This is a genomic window from Pseudomonas sp. GW823-FHT05G12 (genome assembly GCF_058795575.1).
Genome location: NZ_CM179501.1, coordinates 4,291,260 through 4,306,861 on the forward strand (window position 1 = coordinate 4,291,260; position 15,602 = coordinate 4,306,861).

Annotated in this window: 11 protein-coding genes; 8 read left to right on the plus strand and 3 right to left on the minus strand. The window is 65.3% G+C overall.

Going from position 1 to position 15,602, the window contains the following annotated elements; all coding sequences use genetic code 11:
* Nucleotides 1-4: 4 nt before the first annotated feature.
* From AC3RCM_RS19580 to AC3RCM_RS19615, 8 genes are all read left to right on the plus strand, one after another.
* Nucleotides 5-949 (plus strand): DUF58 domain-containing protein, encoded by a 945-nt coding sequence (locus AC3RCM_RS19580; RefSeq protein ID WP_020193144.1) that lies wholly within the window; start codon nt 5-7, stop codon nt 947-949.
* Nucleotides 946-1,440, plus strand: a complete 495-nt coding sequence (locus tag AC3RCM_RS19585; RefSeq protein WP_010953039.1) for a DUF4381 domain-containing protein — start codon at nt 946-948, stop codon at nt 1,438-1,440. The genes AC3RCM_RS19580 and AC3RCM_RS19585 overlap by 4 nt, the downstream gene beginning before the upstream one ends.
* The gene (locus tag AC3RCM_RS19590; RefSeq protein ID WP_010953038.1) at nt 1,433-2,509 is read left to right on the plus strand and encodes a vWA domain-containing protein; all 1,077 of its coding nucleotides are present in this window, start codon (nt 1,433-1,435) and stop codon (nt 2,507-2,509) included. Before AC3RCM_RS19585 ends, AC3RCM_RS19590 begins: the two co-directional genes overlap by 8 nt.
* On the plus strand, nt 2,506-4,224 hold the full coding sequence (locus AC3RCM_RS19595) for a vWA domain-containing protein (protein ID WP_457252087.1): 1,719 nt from the start codon (nt 2,506-2,508) through the stop codon (nt 4,222-4,224). The genes AC3RCM_RS19590 and AC3RCM_RS19595 overlap by 4 nt, the downstream gene beginning before the upstream one ends.
* Nucleotides 4,221-5,852, plus strand: coding sequence for a BatD family protein (locus AC3RCM_RS19600; protein WP_457252088.1), 1,632 nt, complete (start codon nt 4,221-4,223; stop codon nt 5,850-5,852). The genes AC3RCM_RS19595 and AC3RCM_RS19600 overlap by 4 nt, the downstream gene beginning before the upstream one ends.
* Before the next feature lie 162 nt (nt 5,853-6,014).
* Nucleotides 6,015-7,253: an exonuclease SbcCD subunit D C-terminal domain-containing protein gene (locus AC3RCM_RS19605; RefSeq protein WP_012053234.1), complete on the plus strand. Its 1,239-nt coding sequence runs from the start codon at nt 6,015-6,017 to the stop codon at nt 7,251-7,253.
* Nucleotides 7,250-10,894: an AAA family ATPase gene (locus tag AC3RCM_RS19610; RefSeq protein ID WP_492629087.1), complete on the plus strand. Its 3,645-nt coding sequence runs from the start codon at nt 7,250-7,252 to the stop codon at nt 10,892-10,894. Before AC3RCM_RS19605 ends, AC3RCM_RS19610 begins: the two co-directional genes overlap by 4 nt.
* A complete protein-coding gene (locus AC3RCM_RS19615) occupies nt 10,891-11,484 on the plus strand; it encodes a glutathione S-transferase (RefSeq protein WP_064492362.1) in 594 nt (197 codons plus the stop codon). The genes AC3RCM_RS19610 and AC3RCM_RS19615 overlap by 4 nt, the downstream gene beginning before the upstream one ends.
* Nucleotides 11,485-11,774: 290 nt before the next feature.
* On the opposite strand, the gene AC3RCM_RS19620 is transcribed toward AC3RCM_RS19615, so the two are convergent.
* From AC3RCM_RS19620 to AC3RCM_RS19630, 3 genes are all read right to left on the minus strand, one after another.
* Nucleotides 11,775-12,905 carry a lactonase family protein gene (locus AC3RCM_RS19620; RefSeq protein ID WP_256599681.1) on the minus strand — a complete coding sequence of 377 codons (1,131 nt, stop codon included), beginning with the start codon at nt 12,903-12,905 and terminating at the stop codon, nt 11,775-11,777.
* The gene (locus AC3RCM_RS19625) at nt 12,871-13,161 is read right to left on the minus strand and encodes a DUF5629 family protein (RefSeq protein ID WP_020415640.1); all 291 of its coding nucleotides are present in this window, start codon (nt 13,159-13,161) and stop codon (nt 12,871-12,873) included. Before AC3RCM_RS19625 ends, AC3RCM_RS19620 begins: the two co-directional genes overlap by 35 nt.
* A gap of 63 nt (nt 13,162-13,224) precedes the next feature.
* Nucleotides 13,225-15,600, minus strand: coding sequence for an efflux RND transporter permease subunit (locus AC3RCM_RS19630; RefSeq protein ID WP_492629699.1), 2,376 nt, complete (start codon nt 15,598-15,600; stop codon nt 13,225-13,227).
* Between the last annotated feature and the right edge of the window lie 2 nt (nt 15,601-15,602).

Consider the following 15,602-nt stretch of genomic DNA (forward strand, 5'->3'; position numbering starts at 1 on the left):
CCCCATGCCCACTGCGCAGCTGGCCGAACACGGCATCCGCATTGGCCTTGCCGAGCTGATCGACATGCGCCACCGCGTGCGCGAAATCCAGCTGTTTTCCAAGCCCGGCCAGCGCAGCCCACTCGTGGGCCTGCACCATTCCAAGCTGCGTGGGCGCGGTGTGGACTTCGACCAGGTGCGCGTTTACCAGGCCGGCGATGATGTGCGCAACATCGACTGGCGTGTCACTGCGCGCACCCAGGAGCCGCACACCAAGCTGTTCCACGAAGAACGCGAGCGGCCGATCTTCATCCTCGTCGAGCAAAGCCAACGGCTTTTCTTCGGCTCAGGGCTGATGTTCAAGTCCGTGCTGGCAGCCCAGGCTGCGGCGCTGTTCGGCTGGGCAGCGCTGGGCCACAACGACCGCATCGGCGGCCTGGTGTTCGGCGACAACGAACACCACGAAATCAAGCCCCGACGCAGCAAGCAAAGCCTGCTGCAACTGCTCAACCGCTTGGCAAAGGTCAACCAGTCACTGCACACCGAAGCCATACCCGGGGCCGACAGCCTCGGCCTGGCCCTGCGCCGCGCCCGCGAAGTGCTGCGCCCCGGCAGCCTGGCCATCGTGATCTGCGATGAACGCTCGCTCAGCGCCCAGGTGGAACAGCACCTGGCCATGCTCTCACGGCATTGCGACCTGCTGTTGCTGCCAGTATCCGACCCGCTCGACCACGCGTTGCCCGCCGCCGGCCTGCTGCGCTTCGCCCAGCGCAGTGCCCAGCTGGAGCTCGATACCCTCGACGCCAACCTGCGCCAGGCCTACCGCCAGCAGGCCGAAGCCCGCATCGAGCGCTGGGAGCTGATGGCGCAAAAGCTGAGGGTGGTGCTGATGCCACTGAGCACGCAAAGTGAAATGGTCGAACAACTGCGCGAGTACCTGAACGCCCAGCGGCCACGGAGCGCGTCATGAACCCGCTCGACCAGTTGCACCCACTGATCGCCCCGGCACCGGTCAGCCTGTGGCCACCCGCACCGGGTTGGTGGCTGCTGCTGGCCGTCCTGCCACTCCTGGGCTGGGGCCTGTGGCGGCTGCGCCGCTGGCGCCCGGGCAAACGCCGCATCGTGCGCGCCGAACAACCCCTGGACCCGGTGCGCCTGGAGGCCTTGGCCGAGCTGGCCCGCCTGCCACGCCCGTATGACGGCGCCCCGGCCGGCGCTTGGCTGCAACAGATCAACGCCCTGCTCAAGCGCCTGTGCCGCAACCACTACCCAGGCGCCAACAGCCACACCCTCAACGGCCGCGAGTGGCTGGCCTTTCTGGATAACCGCTGCCCGGCCGCCGGCCTGACCCGCTGGATGGTACTGGTAGAAGGCGCCTATAAACCCGAGTGCAAGCTCGACGACAAAGCCATCGCCGGGCTCAGCCAAGCCGTCGAAATCTGGATCCGCAAGCATGTTTGAACTGGCCTGGCCGTGGGTCTTCGCCCTGTTGCCGCTGCCATGGCTGGCGCGCCTGCTGCTGCCCGCTGCCGACAGTGGTGAACCGGTGCTCAAGGTGGGTTTCCTCAACGAACTGGAAGGCCTGGCCGGGCGCCGCGCGCGGCTCAACCTGCCCACCTGGCGCCAGCAGGCACCGTTCGTCGTCATCTGGCTGTTGCTGCTGTGCGCCGCCGCGCGCCCGCAATGGCTGGGCGAACCGGTGCCGATCGCCGCCAGCGGCCGCGACCTGCTGGTGGCGGTGGACGTGTCCGGGTCGATGGACTTCCCCGACATGCAGTGGCAGAACGAGGACATCAGCCGCCTCGACCTGGTCAAGGCGCTGATGGGCGACTTCCTGCAAGACCGTGAAGGCGACCGCGTGGGCCTGATCCTGTTCGGCAGCCAGGCCTACCTGCAGGCGCCGCTCACCTTTGACCGGCGCACCGTGCGCACCTTCCTCATCGAGGCGCAGATCGGCATCGCAGGCAAGAACACCGCCATCGGCGACGCCATTGGCCTGGCGGTCAAACGCCTGCGCGAACGCCCGGCACAAAGCCGGGTGCTGGTGCTGATCACGGACGGCGCCAACAACGGCGGGCAGATTCACCCGCTGACAGCCGCCCGCCTGGCGGCCCAGGAAGGCGTGCGCATCTACACCATCGGTATCGGCGCCAACCCCGAAGCCAGTGGCACCCCAGGCCTGCTCGGCCTCAACCCGAGCCTGGACCTGGACGAAGCCGCGCTAAAGGAAATTGCCGACATCACCCACGGTGCCTACTTCCGCGCCCATGACGGCGCCGAACTGGACGCTATCGGCGATACCCTCGACCAACTGGAGCCAGTGGCCCAGCAACCGACCCAGGCGCGCACAGCCCAGGCCCTGTACGCCTGGCCCCTGGCGCTGGCGCTGCTGCTCAGCGTGCTGCTGGTGGTGGCCGTGCAGTGGCCCGACAACCTGTTGCAGCGCCTGCTGCGCAAGCCGCGCTTCCTGCAGCCGCACCCGGAATGGCGCCAGCGCTTGAAGCGCCTGCGTTTAAGGAGGCGGCGATGATCGACTTGTGGCCCCAATGGCTGCGCCCGCTCTGGCTGCTGGCGGTTCCCGTGCTCGGCTGGCTGCTGTACAAGCTGTGGCACCGGCGCAAGCGCGCCGGGCGCTGGCAGATGATTCTGCCGCCAGCCTTCCACGGTGTACTGCTGGGTGGCGGCAGCGGCAGCACCAGCAAACTGCCGTGGGTGGCGCTGGGCCTTGCCTGGTTACTGGTGATCCTGGCGCTGCTCGGGCCCAGCTGGCAGCGGCTGGAAGAAAGCCGTCAGCGCCCGGCCGACCCCTTGGTGATCCTGCTCGAACTGACCCCGCAAATGCTCGCCGAGGACAGCCCGCCCAACCGCCTGGAACAGGCCCGGCGCAAGATCCTCGACCTGCTCGAACACCGCCGCGACAGCCAGACGGCGCTGGTGGTGTATGCCGGCTCCGCGCACACCCTGGTGCCGCTGTCCGACGACCTGGCCACCACCCGCAATTTGCTCGAGGCCATCGACCCGTCGATCATGCCAAAACCCGGCCAGCGTGCCGACCTGGCCGTGCAAAAAGGCCTGGCGCTCCTGGCCCAGAGCGGCCTCGGCCAAGGCCGCCTGCTGCTGGTAGGCTCGGCGCTCAGCGCCGCCGAGCGCCAGGGCATCACCCAGGCCCTCGGCCGCCAGGGCCCAAGCCTGCTGATGCTGGGCATCGGCAGCCGCGAAGGCGCCCCGGTGCGCCAGGCCAATGGCGAATACCTTAAAGACGACCAGGGCGGCATCCTCTTGCCTCGCCTGGACAGCGCCAGCCTGAAGGGATTTATCAGCGGCACGGGCGGGCGCTACCGGCACGCCCGCATCGACGACCTCGACCTGCGTGGCCTGGGCCTGTTCGACAACCCGCGGAGCGGGCGCAATGACGGCCAGACCCTGCAACTGGACAGCTGGGCCGACCAAGGGTACTGGCTGCTGATTCCGTTGTTGCTGCTGGCCGCCTGCGCCGGCCGGCGCGGCTGGCTGTTCTGCTTGCCGCTGCTGCTGGCCTTGCCGCAGCCTGGCCATGCTTTCGAGCTCAACGACCTGTGGCTGCGTCCCGACCAGCAAGGCCAGATGCTGCTGGAGCAAAACCGCCCGGCCAGCGCTGCGCGTCACTTCCAGAACCCGCAATGGCGCGGCATGGCCCTGTACCAGGCCGGCGACTATGCCGGTGCCGCCGAGGCATTTTCCCAAGGCGACACTGCAGCAGCCCACTACAATCGAGGCAATGCCCTGGCCCGCAGTGGCGAGCTGGAAGCCGCCCTGGATGCCTACGAGCAAGCCCTGGAGCGTCAGCCCGACCTGCAGGCCGCGCTGGACAACCAGGCGCTGGTGCAGCAACTGCTGCAACAACGTGAAGCCAAGGCCGAGGAACAACCGCCCGGCAACGATGCCCAAGACACGCCCGGCAGCGAAACCGAAGGCAACAGCAGCTCGGCCAGCAGCCCGGCCCAAGGCACACCCGGCGACGACCAACAGGCCAGCCTCGAACAACCCGGCGAAAGCAGCAGCAACAACCAGGCCGCCCCCGGCAACCAGGCCGGGGGCGACGACAGTGTCATCCAGCCGCCACAGCGCCCGGTGTCGACCAGCCTCGACGGCGAACAGCGCCAAGCCTTGGAGCAATGGCTGCGGGAAATCCCCGACAACCCGGCAGAGCTGCTGCGACGCAAATTCTGGTATGAACAGCAATTGCATCAGGAAAAATCACGATGAGTCGCTTCGGCGTCTTTCTCCTCACCCTGCTGTGGGCCCTGCTGGCCCAGGCCGAACCGCTGCTGCAGGCCAGCGTCGACCGCACCCGCCTGGAAGCTGGCGAAAGCCTGGAACTGACCCTGGAAAGCCAGGACGTCACCCAGTTCGGCAAGCCCGACCTGCGCGCCCTGGAAGGTGACTTCGAAGTGCGCGGCACGCGACAGCTGAACAGCCTGCACACCCTGGACGGCGAAACCCGCGCCAGCACCCGCTGGATCATCACCCTGCTGCCACGGCGCAGCGGTACCCTGCGCATCCCCGAGCTGCGGCTGGGCCAGTCGCACAGCCAGGCCATCGAACTGCAAGTGCTGCAGGCCGATGCCAACCGCCAGGACAACGCTCAGGTATTCATCGAAGCGACCCTCGACAGCCAAGACGTCTATGTCCAGGCCCAAGCCGTGCTGACCCTGCGCATCTACCACTCGGTAGCGCTGTACGACGACAGCAGCCTCAGCCCCCTGCAACTGGAGAACGCCAAGGTCGAGCCGTTGGGCGAGTCGCGCACGTATGAAAAGGAAATCAACGGCGTGCGTCATGGCGTGATCGAAACCCGCTATGCGGTGTATGCCCAGCAAAGTGGCACCCTCGACATCCCGTCACTGACGTTCACCGCCACGGCAGCTGCCAGCAGCGACGAAGCAGCGCAGGCCAATGGCACGGCCCGCGCCGGCCACCAGGTGCAGGTCAGCTCGCTGCCCTTGCGCCTCACGGTACGGCCGATTCCGGCAGCCTGGCCGGCTGACTTGCCGTGGTTGCCAGCCAGCAGCCTGACCCTGGAAGAGCACTGGAGCCCCGACCCGGGCAGCCAGCAGGTACAGATTGGCGACTCGCTGACGCGCAACATCACCTTGCGTGCCGAAGGCTTGTCCAGCACCCAACTGCCGCCGCTGCCGGCTACGGAGATCATCGGCCTGCGCCGCTACCCTGACCAGCCGCTGCTGCGCAACGAAATCAGCGAACGGGGCATGACCGCCAACCGCGAAGAGCGCGAGGCCCTGGTGCCGACCCACAGCGGCACGCTGGCCTTGCCGGCGCTGGAAGTGGCCTGGTGGAACACCCGCGAAGACCACCTGGAACACAGCAGCCTGCCGGCGCGCACGCTGAACGTGCTGGACAACCCGGCACTGAGCGCCGACACCCCGGTGGGCGACAACAGCAGCGCCAGCACCCTGCTGTGGCCCTGGCAGCTGTCCACACTGGTGTTTGCCCTGACCACCGTGCTGGGCTTTGCCCTGTGGTGGCGCGCCCGTTCGCGGCCAGCGGTGCTGCGCACGGCGCAGAACGGGCCAAGCCCACGCACCTTGCTGGACGACCTCAAGCGCGCATGCCAGGCCAACGACCCCCAGGCTACGCGCCAGGCGCTGGATGCCTGGGCCCGACAGCAACCGGAAACCCTGGCCGAGATGGCGGCGCGCTTCGTGCCGTTGTCGGATGCGCTGGATGGGTTGAACGGGGCGCTGTATAGCGAGAGCGGGCAGTATTGGCAGGGGGAGGATTTGTGGCGGGCGATTGGTACCATTCCGCCAGCTGAGCAGGTGTTGCTGCCGACGGGCGAGAGCGGCAGCTTGCCGCCGCTCTATCCCAAGTAGGCCAGCAGGTGTTCGCCATTAGGTTTTCAGCGCCTGTCACCGGCGCTGAAATTCTTGTGACGAACACCTGCCCCCCAATCCCTCGCCCTGCACCCCGAATCCCGCTTGGGTTACCATACCGCCCTTTCCCTGCTTGCCCGACTCGACACCAACAGGTCATCCATGCGTCTGTTTCATACCTCCGACTGGCACCTGGGCCAAAGCCTGCACGGCCAGGAACGCGACTTCGAACACGCCTGCTTCCTCGACTGGCTGCTCGGCCAGCTGCGCCTGCGCCAGCCGGATGCGCTGCTGATTGCGGGCGACATCTTCGACACCGTCAACCCGCCCGTCAAAGCCCAGGAACGCCTCTACGACTTCATCGTCCAGGCCCACGAGCAACAACCCAAGCTGGACATCGTGATGATCGCCGGCAACCACGACTCCGGTTCGCGCATCGAGCTGCCGGCCGCACTCATGCGCCGCCTGCGCACCCATGCGTTGGGCCGTGTGCACTGGCTGGACGAGGGCCAGCTGGATGCCGAACGCCTGTTGATTCCGCTGACCAACGGCCGTGGCAAGGTGGCCGCCTGGTGCCTGGCCCTGCCGTTCCTGCGCCCGGCCGAAGTGACCGGCCCGCAGCTGGGTGACGACTACCTGCAAGGCATCACCCAGGTGCACCAGCAACTGATCGCCGCCGCACTGAAGAAACGCAAGAAAGACCAGGCGCTGATCGCCATCAGCCACGCGCACATGGCCGGTGGCGCGGTGTCGGAAGACTCCGAACGCAGCCTGATCATCGGCAACGCCGAGGCGCTGCCGGCCAAGCTGTTCGACAAGGCTATCAGCTACGTCGCCCTGGGCCATCTGCACAAGCCGCAGAAGGTCAACCGCGAAGAGCGCATCCGCTACAGCGGCTCGCCAATCCCGCTGTCGTTCGCCGAAATCAACTACCCGCACCAGGTCCTGGAAGTGGAGTTGGACGGCAACGGCCTGGTCAGCGTCGAGCCACGCCCCGTACCACGCGCCGTGGCCCTGCAACGGGTGGGCCCGGCACCGCTGGGCGAGCTGTTGCAGCAACTGGCCGACCTGCCAGTGATCGACCTGCTTGAAGACCCCAACCGCCAGCCCTGGCTGGAGGTGCGGGTGATGCTCGACGAGCCGCAACCCGACCTGCGCCAGCAGATTGAAACCGCGCTTGAAGGCAAGGCGGTACGGCTGATCCGCATCAGCGCCGAGTACGCCGGTCGCAACAACGCCGAAGACGACGACCTGGCCTTTGTCGAACTGGCCCAGATGACCCCGCAAGACCTGTTCAGCCGCGCCTGGGAGCAAGCCTATGGCAACCCCGCCGACGAGCAGGCGCTGGCCGACTTCGCCCTGCTGTTGCAGGACGTGCAGCAGGAAGAGGAACAGCCATGAAGATTCTCGCCATCCGCCTGAAGAACCTGGCATCGCTGGCCGGCCCGATCGACATCGATTTCACCGCAGAACCCTTGGCCAGCGCTGGCCTGTTCGCCATCACCGGGCCTACCGGTGCCGGCAAGAGCACCCTGCTTGACGCCCTGTGCCTGGCGCTGTTCGGCACCGTGCCACGCCTCAATGCCATTGGCCGTGAGGCCAAGGTTCCGGATGCCGACGGCGACATCCCCACCTCCGACCCGCGCAACCTGCTGCGCCGTGGCACCGGCAGCGGTTTTGCCGAGGTCGATTTCGTCGGCATCGACGGCCGTCGCTACCGCGCCCGCTGGGAAGCCAACCGCGCCCGCGACAAGGCCAACGGCAAACTGCAACACAGCCGTCAGAGCTTCTACGACCTCGACAGCGAGCAAGTGCTCGGCAGTGGCAAGAACGAATACAAGCAACTGGTCGAAGCCCGCCTGGGCCTGAACTTCGAGCAGTTCACCCGTGCGGTGATGCTGGCCCAGAGCGAGTTCGGCGCGTTTCTCAAGGCCGACGACAAAGACCGCAGCGAGTTGCTGGAAAAGCTCACCAACACCGCGATCTACACCCGTCTGGGCCAGCGTGCCTTCAGCAAGGCGCGCGAAGCCGGCGAGGCACACAACGCCTTGAAAGAACGCGCCAGCCATCTGCTGCCGATGGCTGCCGAGGCCCGTGCCGAGCTCGACCAGCGCCTGGAGCAGGCGCAACAGCAGTTCAAGGCCGACCAGGCCGGCGAGCGCCAGCTGGAGCAGCAACGCAACTGGCTGAATGAACAACGCCAGCTACAGGCCCAATACACCGAAGCCAGCACCACGCTGCAGGCCGCCGAACTGGACTGGCAACAGCTGGCCGAACCACGCCTGGACCTGGCACGCCTGGAGCGCCTGGCCCCACAGCGTCACCAGTTCCACCGCCGACAGGACCTGAGCGCACAGCTGGCGCCAGTGGCCGCGAAAATTACCGAACAGCAACAGCAGCAAGCCGAACTGCAGGTGCGCACCCGCGAACTCGAACAGGCGCTGGACACTGCGCGCCAAGCGCTTGCCGACCGCCAGGCCGAGCACGGCGAGAACGCGCCGCGCCTGCGCCAGGCCTTTGCCGCCCAGGATACGCTGGCACGCCTGGACCAGGAGCTGGCCGCCCAGCGCAGCATCAACCAGCAGGCGCAACAGCAGGTCGCTGACGGCCAGCAGCAACTGCAGCAGCTGGAAGACAACCAGCAGCGCAGCGTGCAACAACTGGCGCTGATCGACACCGCGCTTGCCGACAGCCAGCACCTGGCGGGCCTGGCCAATGCCTGGCACGCCTACCTGCCGCAATTGAAACAGGTGATGCTGATCGGTGGCCGCCTGACCAAGGGCCGAGAAGAGCTACCCGGCTTGCAGGCCCAGGCCAGCCAGGCCAATGCGCACTTGCAGGCCGAGCGCGACGCCTACGACCTGTTGTTCCGTGAAGCCAAGGCCGAACCCCAGGCCCTGGCCGAGCAGATCGACCTGCTCGGCGGCATGCTGCAGGACAACCGCAAACAGCAGCGCGCCGTAGAGGAAATGTCACGCCTGCACGGCCGTGAACAGGAGCTGCGTCAGCAGCTGGATGCCCTGCGCGAACGCCAGCAGCAGGCCATGCTGCAACGCCAGCAACTGATTACCGAAGGCACTGCCGCCAAGGCCGAGCTGGAGGCCGCCGAACAGGCGTTGATGCTCACCCGTCAACTGCTGGAACGCCAACGCCTGGCACGCAACACCAGCGTCGAAGAACTGCGTAACCAACTGCGTGACGGCGAACCCTGCCCGGTCTGTGGCAGCGCCGAACACCCGTTCCATCAGCCAGAAGCGCTGCTGCAGAGCCTTGGCCGCCATGACCAGGCCGAAGAGCACGCCGCGCAGAAGCAGGTCGAAACGCTCAACAGCAAGCTGGTGGAGCTGCGTACCCAGCTGGGTGTGGTCAATGCCCAGCTCAAGGACTTCCAGCAACAGCAGCAGCAACTGGGCGAACAGTTGCAACCGCTGGTGGCTCAGGTACAGGCACACAGCCTGTGGCCAGCCCTCGCCCCGCAGGACGACAAGGCCCGTAGCGCCTGGCTCGACAGCCAGCTGCGTCGCCTGGATGAAGAAATCAGCCAGGACGAGAAACGCCAGAGCGCCCTGCTCGCCCTGCAACGGGACGCGGCCCGCCTCAACCAGCAATTGCAGGCTGCCCACGACGCCCAACAACAGGCCCAGCGCCACCTGGAGCAACAGCACCAGGCCCTGGCCAACGACGAGCAGCTGTTGCAGCAAGGCCTGAACGACCTGGCCGGCGTACTACCAGAGGAAGCGCTCAAGGCCCTCAACGACGACCCGGCCAATGCCTTCCTCGCCCTCGACCAACAGATTGCCCAGCGCCTGCAGCAACTGGAACAGCGCAAGGACGAACAGGAAGAACAGCAAGCCCGGCAAGCCCAGCTGGACAAACTGCGCGATCAGCAACAGGCGCGCGTGCAAGGCCTGCAGCAGTTGCAACACAAGCTCGCTGCCCTCGACGAACAGCGCCAGCAGGCCCAGGCGTCGCTCGGCGAGCTGCTTGGCGAACATGCCAGTGCCGAAGCCTGGCAGCAGCATATGGAAGCCACGCTGGAACAAGCCCGCGCCCTCGATGCCGACACCGCCCAGCGCCTGCAAGATCTGCGCACCCAAGGCGTGCAACTGGCCAGCGAGCTCAAGGCCAATACCCAGCAACAACAGGCACTGGATGCCGAATGCCAACAGTTGCAGGCCCAGATCGCCCAGTGGCGCAGCGAGCATCCTGAACTGGACGATGCCGGCCTCGATCGCCTGCTGGCCATGGATGACGCGCAAGTCAATGAATTGCGCCAGCGTTTGCAAGGCGCGGAAAAAGCCATCGAGCAGGGCCGCGTCCTGCTGCAGGAGCGCGAACAGCGCCTGCAGCACCACGCTGCACAGATGACCGTGGACACCACGGTCCAAGCCCTGGAGCAAGCCTTGGCCGAACTGCGCGAACGCCTGGCAAACCACGAGCAGCAATGCGCCGAATTGCGTGCACAACAGGCCGACGACCAGCGCCGCCAGCAGGCCCACCAAGCGCTGGCGGCAGAAATCGAACAGGCCCACCAGCAGTGGCAACGCTGGGCCCGCCTCAATGCCCTGATCGGTTCGGCCTCCGGTGATGTGTTCCGCAAGATCGCCCAAGGCTACAACCTTGACCTGCTGCTGCACCACGCCAACGCCCAGCTACGTCAGCTGGCCCGTCGCTACCGCCTCAAGCGCGGCGGCAGCGCCCTTGGCCTGCTGGTGCTGGACACCGAGATGGGCGACGAGCTGCGTTCGGTGCACTCGTTGTCGGGCGGGGAAACCTTCCTGGTGTCGCTGGCCCTGGCCCTGGGCCTGGCGTCGATGGCGTCCAGCACCTTGCGTATCGAGTCGCTGTTCATCGACGAAGGCTTCGGCAGCCTCGACCCCGAGTCGCTGCAACTGGCAATGGACGCCCTCGACGGCTTGCAAGCCCAGGGTCGCAAAGTGGCGGTGATTTCCCACGTACAGGAAATGCACGAGCGCATCCCGGTGCAGATCCAGGTGCGGCGCCAGGGTAATGGCCTCAGTGACGTGGAGGTGTGCGGGTGATCCTCTACTCGTTCCGCCGCTGCCCGTGGGCCATGCGTGCGCGCCTGGCCCTGCGCTATGCCGGCTGCGAGGTGGAGATCTGCGAAGTGGCGATGAAGAACAAGCCGGCAGAGTTGCTGGCCTTGTCGCCCAAGGGCACGGTACCGGTGCTGGACACCGGTGCCGAGGTACTGGAAGAGAGCCTGGACATCATGCGCTGGGCGCTGACGCAGAACGACCCGCAGGACTGGCGGCTACAGGCCAACCCTGCGGCTGCGCAGCAGGCTGAAACGCTGATTGCGCGCAATGACACCACGTTCAAGGCGCACGTGAACCTGTACAAGTATGCTGAACGTTACCCGGAGCATTCCCGCGAGCATTACCGCCAGCAGGCCGAGGTCTGGCTGGCGGAGCTCGAAGGCTTGCTGGCGGGGCGGGCTTACCTGCTGGCCGACCACCCGAGCATGGCCGATGCCGCGTTGCTGCCCCTGATGCGCCAGTTTGCCGGAGTGGAACCGCAGTGGTTCGCCGAGGCGGCTTATCCGCGCGTGCGGCGCTGGCTGGAGGGGTGGCTGGCTTCGGAGCTGTTCAAAGCGATCATGATTCGCTGAACAGACACTTGGCTACAAATGGGGGCCGTAGGCACGGGTTCACCCGCGAACACCGGCGCAGCCGGTGCCATGCAACGCGTCGCCTGCTTCGCGGGTAAACCCGCTCCTACGACGGCCTGTGTCCATCACCGATCTGTGTGTAGGAGCGGGTTTACCCGCGAATACGGTGGCGGCGGCAACAGTGAACGGCGGGTGAAAATTGGCCAGCAGGACCGGCCCTTTCGCGGATAAATCCACTTCTTGCAGTGTGTGTCTGGCCAGTTCGCCTATGGGCGAACCCTCCCAACCCCTCAATCGATGAACTTCAGGTCCGAAGGCGCGTCCTGCGCCATGGTCTGCACGGTCTCCCCCAACTCGCCAGTCAAGAGATCACGGCGCATGACCACGATCTGGTTGCTCTTCTGGTTGGCCACCAGCAGGAAATTGCCGCTAGGGTCCAGGGCAAACTCGCGGGGGTGGTCGCCTTCCACGGAGCGGCGCTGCACGAACGTCAACTGGCCGTCATTCTTGCCAACCGCAAACACCAGGATTTCATTCGCCGTGCCACGGTTACTCACGTACAGGAAACGGCCGTCCGCCGACAGGTGCAGGCCTCCCGCCGCCTTGGCCGCTGCATCCTGCTGCTCGGTCAGCGGCAGGCGTTGACGCTCAAGCAAAGCAGCGTCCTCGACGTCGAACATCACCACTTCGCCACTCATTTCCAACGTCAGGTAGGCGTGCTGGCCCTTGGCGTCGAACAGCAGGTGACGGGGCCCACTGCCTGGCGGCAAGGCCACCGAGGCCGGGATTGCCGGGCTCAACGGTTTGTCCACACTGGCGCCGTCGTAGCGGTAGATGAATACCTTGTCTGCGCCCAAATCGCAGGCATAGACATGCTGGCCATCGGGCGACAGCACCAGTGCATGCACATGGGCACCGGCCTGACGCTCAGGGTTGACCCCGCTCGCCTTGTGCCGGGCCTGTTGCACCACGGCCTTGAGCTTGCCGTCCCTGGCCACCGGGATTACCACCAGGCTGCCGCCGGGGTCAGGCGTGACCGCGTAGTTGGCCACGAACAGATAACGCTGGTCACGACTGAGGCTGGCGTGAGTCGGTTCGTCACCTTGGGTGGCCACCTGGTTGAGCGGCTTGATTTCGCCCTTGGTGCTGACGCTGAAACTGCTGGCATGGCCACCCGGGGTTTCATTGACCACGAACAGCTGGCGCTGGTCGGCCGACAGCACAAGCCAGGAAGGATTGACACTCTTGACCACTTGTTGCGGTGTGGGCTCGATGCGGCCGGCCTTGTCATCGAACAGGTAGCGGTAGATACCCTGGCTGGCGCCATCGGTGTAGCTGCCCACCAGCAACGTCGAGGCGTGGGCGTGGATAGTCAGGCTCATCAGGCTAGCGGTCAGCAGGGTCGTCCAGGTCCGGTTCATCTTGGTCATCATCCGGGGCGCGAAAGGCACTCATACAGACTAGCCGATGCGCGCCGTTGGCATCGTCGAGTTGCCACTCGTCTCCGGTGGCGATGGCGGCAGCGATTTGCTCAGGGGTGAACGACCAGCGACGCAATTGGCGGCCGTCCATGCATTCGACAGTGAGGCCGGCTTCATCAACGGTGAAATCGAAGGCGTGCAGGCCGTCGATCAAAAGCATATCGCAGGACTGCAGGGCGGTAGCGAGGGGGGACATAGGGGTACCCATCTGAAATGAGCTGGCAGTATAACCGGGGGGCCGCAATGCGGCCCCCTCCAATCAATGGGCGAAGATCGACCCACCCTCCTTGCCCACCATCTTCTCAGGCTTGATCAGGAACCGCGCCAATGCCGGTAGCAGCCACAGCGCACCAAACATGTTCCAAAGCAGCATGAAGGTCAGCATCAGGCCCATGTCCGCCTGGAACTTGATCGCCGAGAAGATCCAGGTGCATACGCCAATGGCCAGGCACAGCCCGGTGAACAGCACCGCCTTGCCGGTCGAGCGCAGGGTCTGGTAATACGCCTCCTGCAACGGCAAACCGGCACGCAGGAAGCTTTCCAGGCGGCTGTAGATATAGATGCCATAGTCCACGCCAATGCCCACCCCCAACGCCACCACCGGCAAGGTCGCCACTTTCACCCCGATACCCATGTAGGCCATCAACGCGTTGCCCAGCACCGAGGTCAGCACCAGGGGCAGCACGATGCACAGCGTGGCGGCGAACGAGCGGAAGGTGATCAGGCACATCACGGCCACGCAGATGTACACCAGGATCAGGATGGTCAGCTCGGCCGACTTGATCACTTCGTTGGTCGCTGCCTCGATACCGGCGTTGCCCGCCGCCAGCAGGAACTGCAGGCCTTCCTTGTCATGGCTGTCGGCAAATGCCTTGGCCACGGCGGTGACGCGCTCCAGCGTTTCAGCCTTATGGTCATTGAGGAACACCAGCACGGGTGCCAATGAGCAGTCGCCGTTGTAAAGGCCGTCGGCCCGGGCGATGGAGTTGTTGAGGATGTCCGGGTTACGCGACAGGGTTTCCCATTTCAGGCTGCCCTCGTTCATGCCCTTGATCACCTGCTTGGAAACGGTGACCAGGGAAATCGCCGACTGCACGCCTGGGGTGTTTTCCATGGTCCACATCAGCTCGTCGATCGGCGCCATGGTCGAATGGACCGAGCACTTCTCCGACGGCGTCTTGACCATGATCACCAGCACATCGGAACTGGTCGAGTAGTTGCTGATGATGAAGTTGTTGTCCTGGTTGTAGCGCGAGTCGGGGCGCAGCTCCGGTGCGCCCTGGTCGAGGTCGCCGATCTTCAGGTTCTGGCTGTACCACAGGCCACCGGCGAAGGCGAGCAGCGCCAGCACCACCGACACCGGCGCCACCTTGGCACTGGCGAAGTTCGACAACAGGCGCCAGAACGGGTGCTCGCAGGTCGCGTCTTTCTTGCTGCGCTCGATAGCCTTCTTGCTGATGCCGACATAGGAGATGGCCACCGGCAACAGGATCAGGTTGGTGAACACGATCACCGCCACACCGATGGAGGCGCCGATGGCCAGTTCGCGAATCACCCCGATGTCGATGATCAGCAGGGTAATGAAGCCCACTGCGTCGGCAAGGATGGCGATCATTCCCGGCAGGAACAACTGACGGAATGTGCGCCGGGCAGCGGTAAGGGCGTTGTCGGCATCACTCGACTGCAGGGCGATGCCGTTGATCTTCTGCACCCCGTGGGAAATGCCGATGGCGAAGATCAGGAACGGCACCAGCATCGAGTATGGGTCCAGGCCAAAGCCTACCGCATGCATCAGCCCCAGTTGCCAGACCACCGCCACCAGCGTGGTGATGAGCACGGCGACAGTGCTGCGGATGCACCAGGTGAACCAGTACAACAACACCAAGGTGATCACCAGGGCGACGCCGAAGAACATCGCCACCATCACCAGGCCATCGATCAGGTCACCGACCTTCTTGGCAAAGCCGACGATGTGGATTTTTACATTGGGGTTCTGCGCCTGAAACTTGTCACGGACCTTCTCTTCCAGCAGGTGAGAGAACTGCTGATAGTCCAGCTTCACCTGTTTGCCCGGGTCCTGCGGGTCGGGGTAGCTCTCCAGCAGCGGCACGTCGACGATGCTGGACTTGAAGTTATTGCCTACCAGGCGCCCCACCTGGCCTGACTTGAGCACGTTGTCGCGCAGGGTATCGAGGCTTTCCTGCGACCCGTTGTAGGTGTTAGGGATGACCTCGCCACCGGAAAAACCCTCTTCGGTGACCTCGCTCCAGCGCACGCTGGGGCTCCACAGTGACTTCAGCCCGGCCCGGTCGACACCGGGGATGTAAAACACTTCGTCATGGATCTGACGCAGGGTCTCCATGTAGTCCTTGTCGAAGATGTCACCGTTCACCGCCTCCACCGAGATGCGCACGGTGTTGCCGAGGTTGGCCAGGTCGTTGCGGTGCTCCATCATCTGCTCGATGAACGGGTGCTGCAGCGGGATCATCTTCTCGAAGCTGGTGGACGGGCGAATCTGCGTGGCCTGCCAGAACAGGAAAATGCTGACCAGCACGCACACGGCGATGACCACTGGGCGGTTGTTGAAGATCAGGCGTTCGAGCAGCGTGGCTTTATCCTGGTGATGCGGGTGCATGG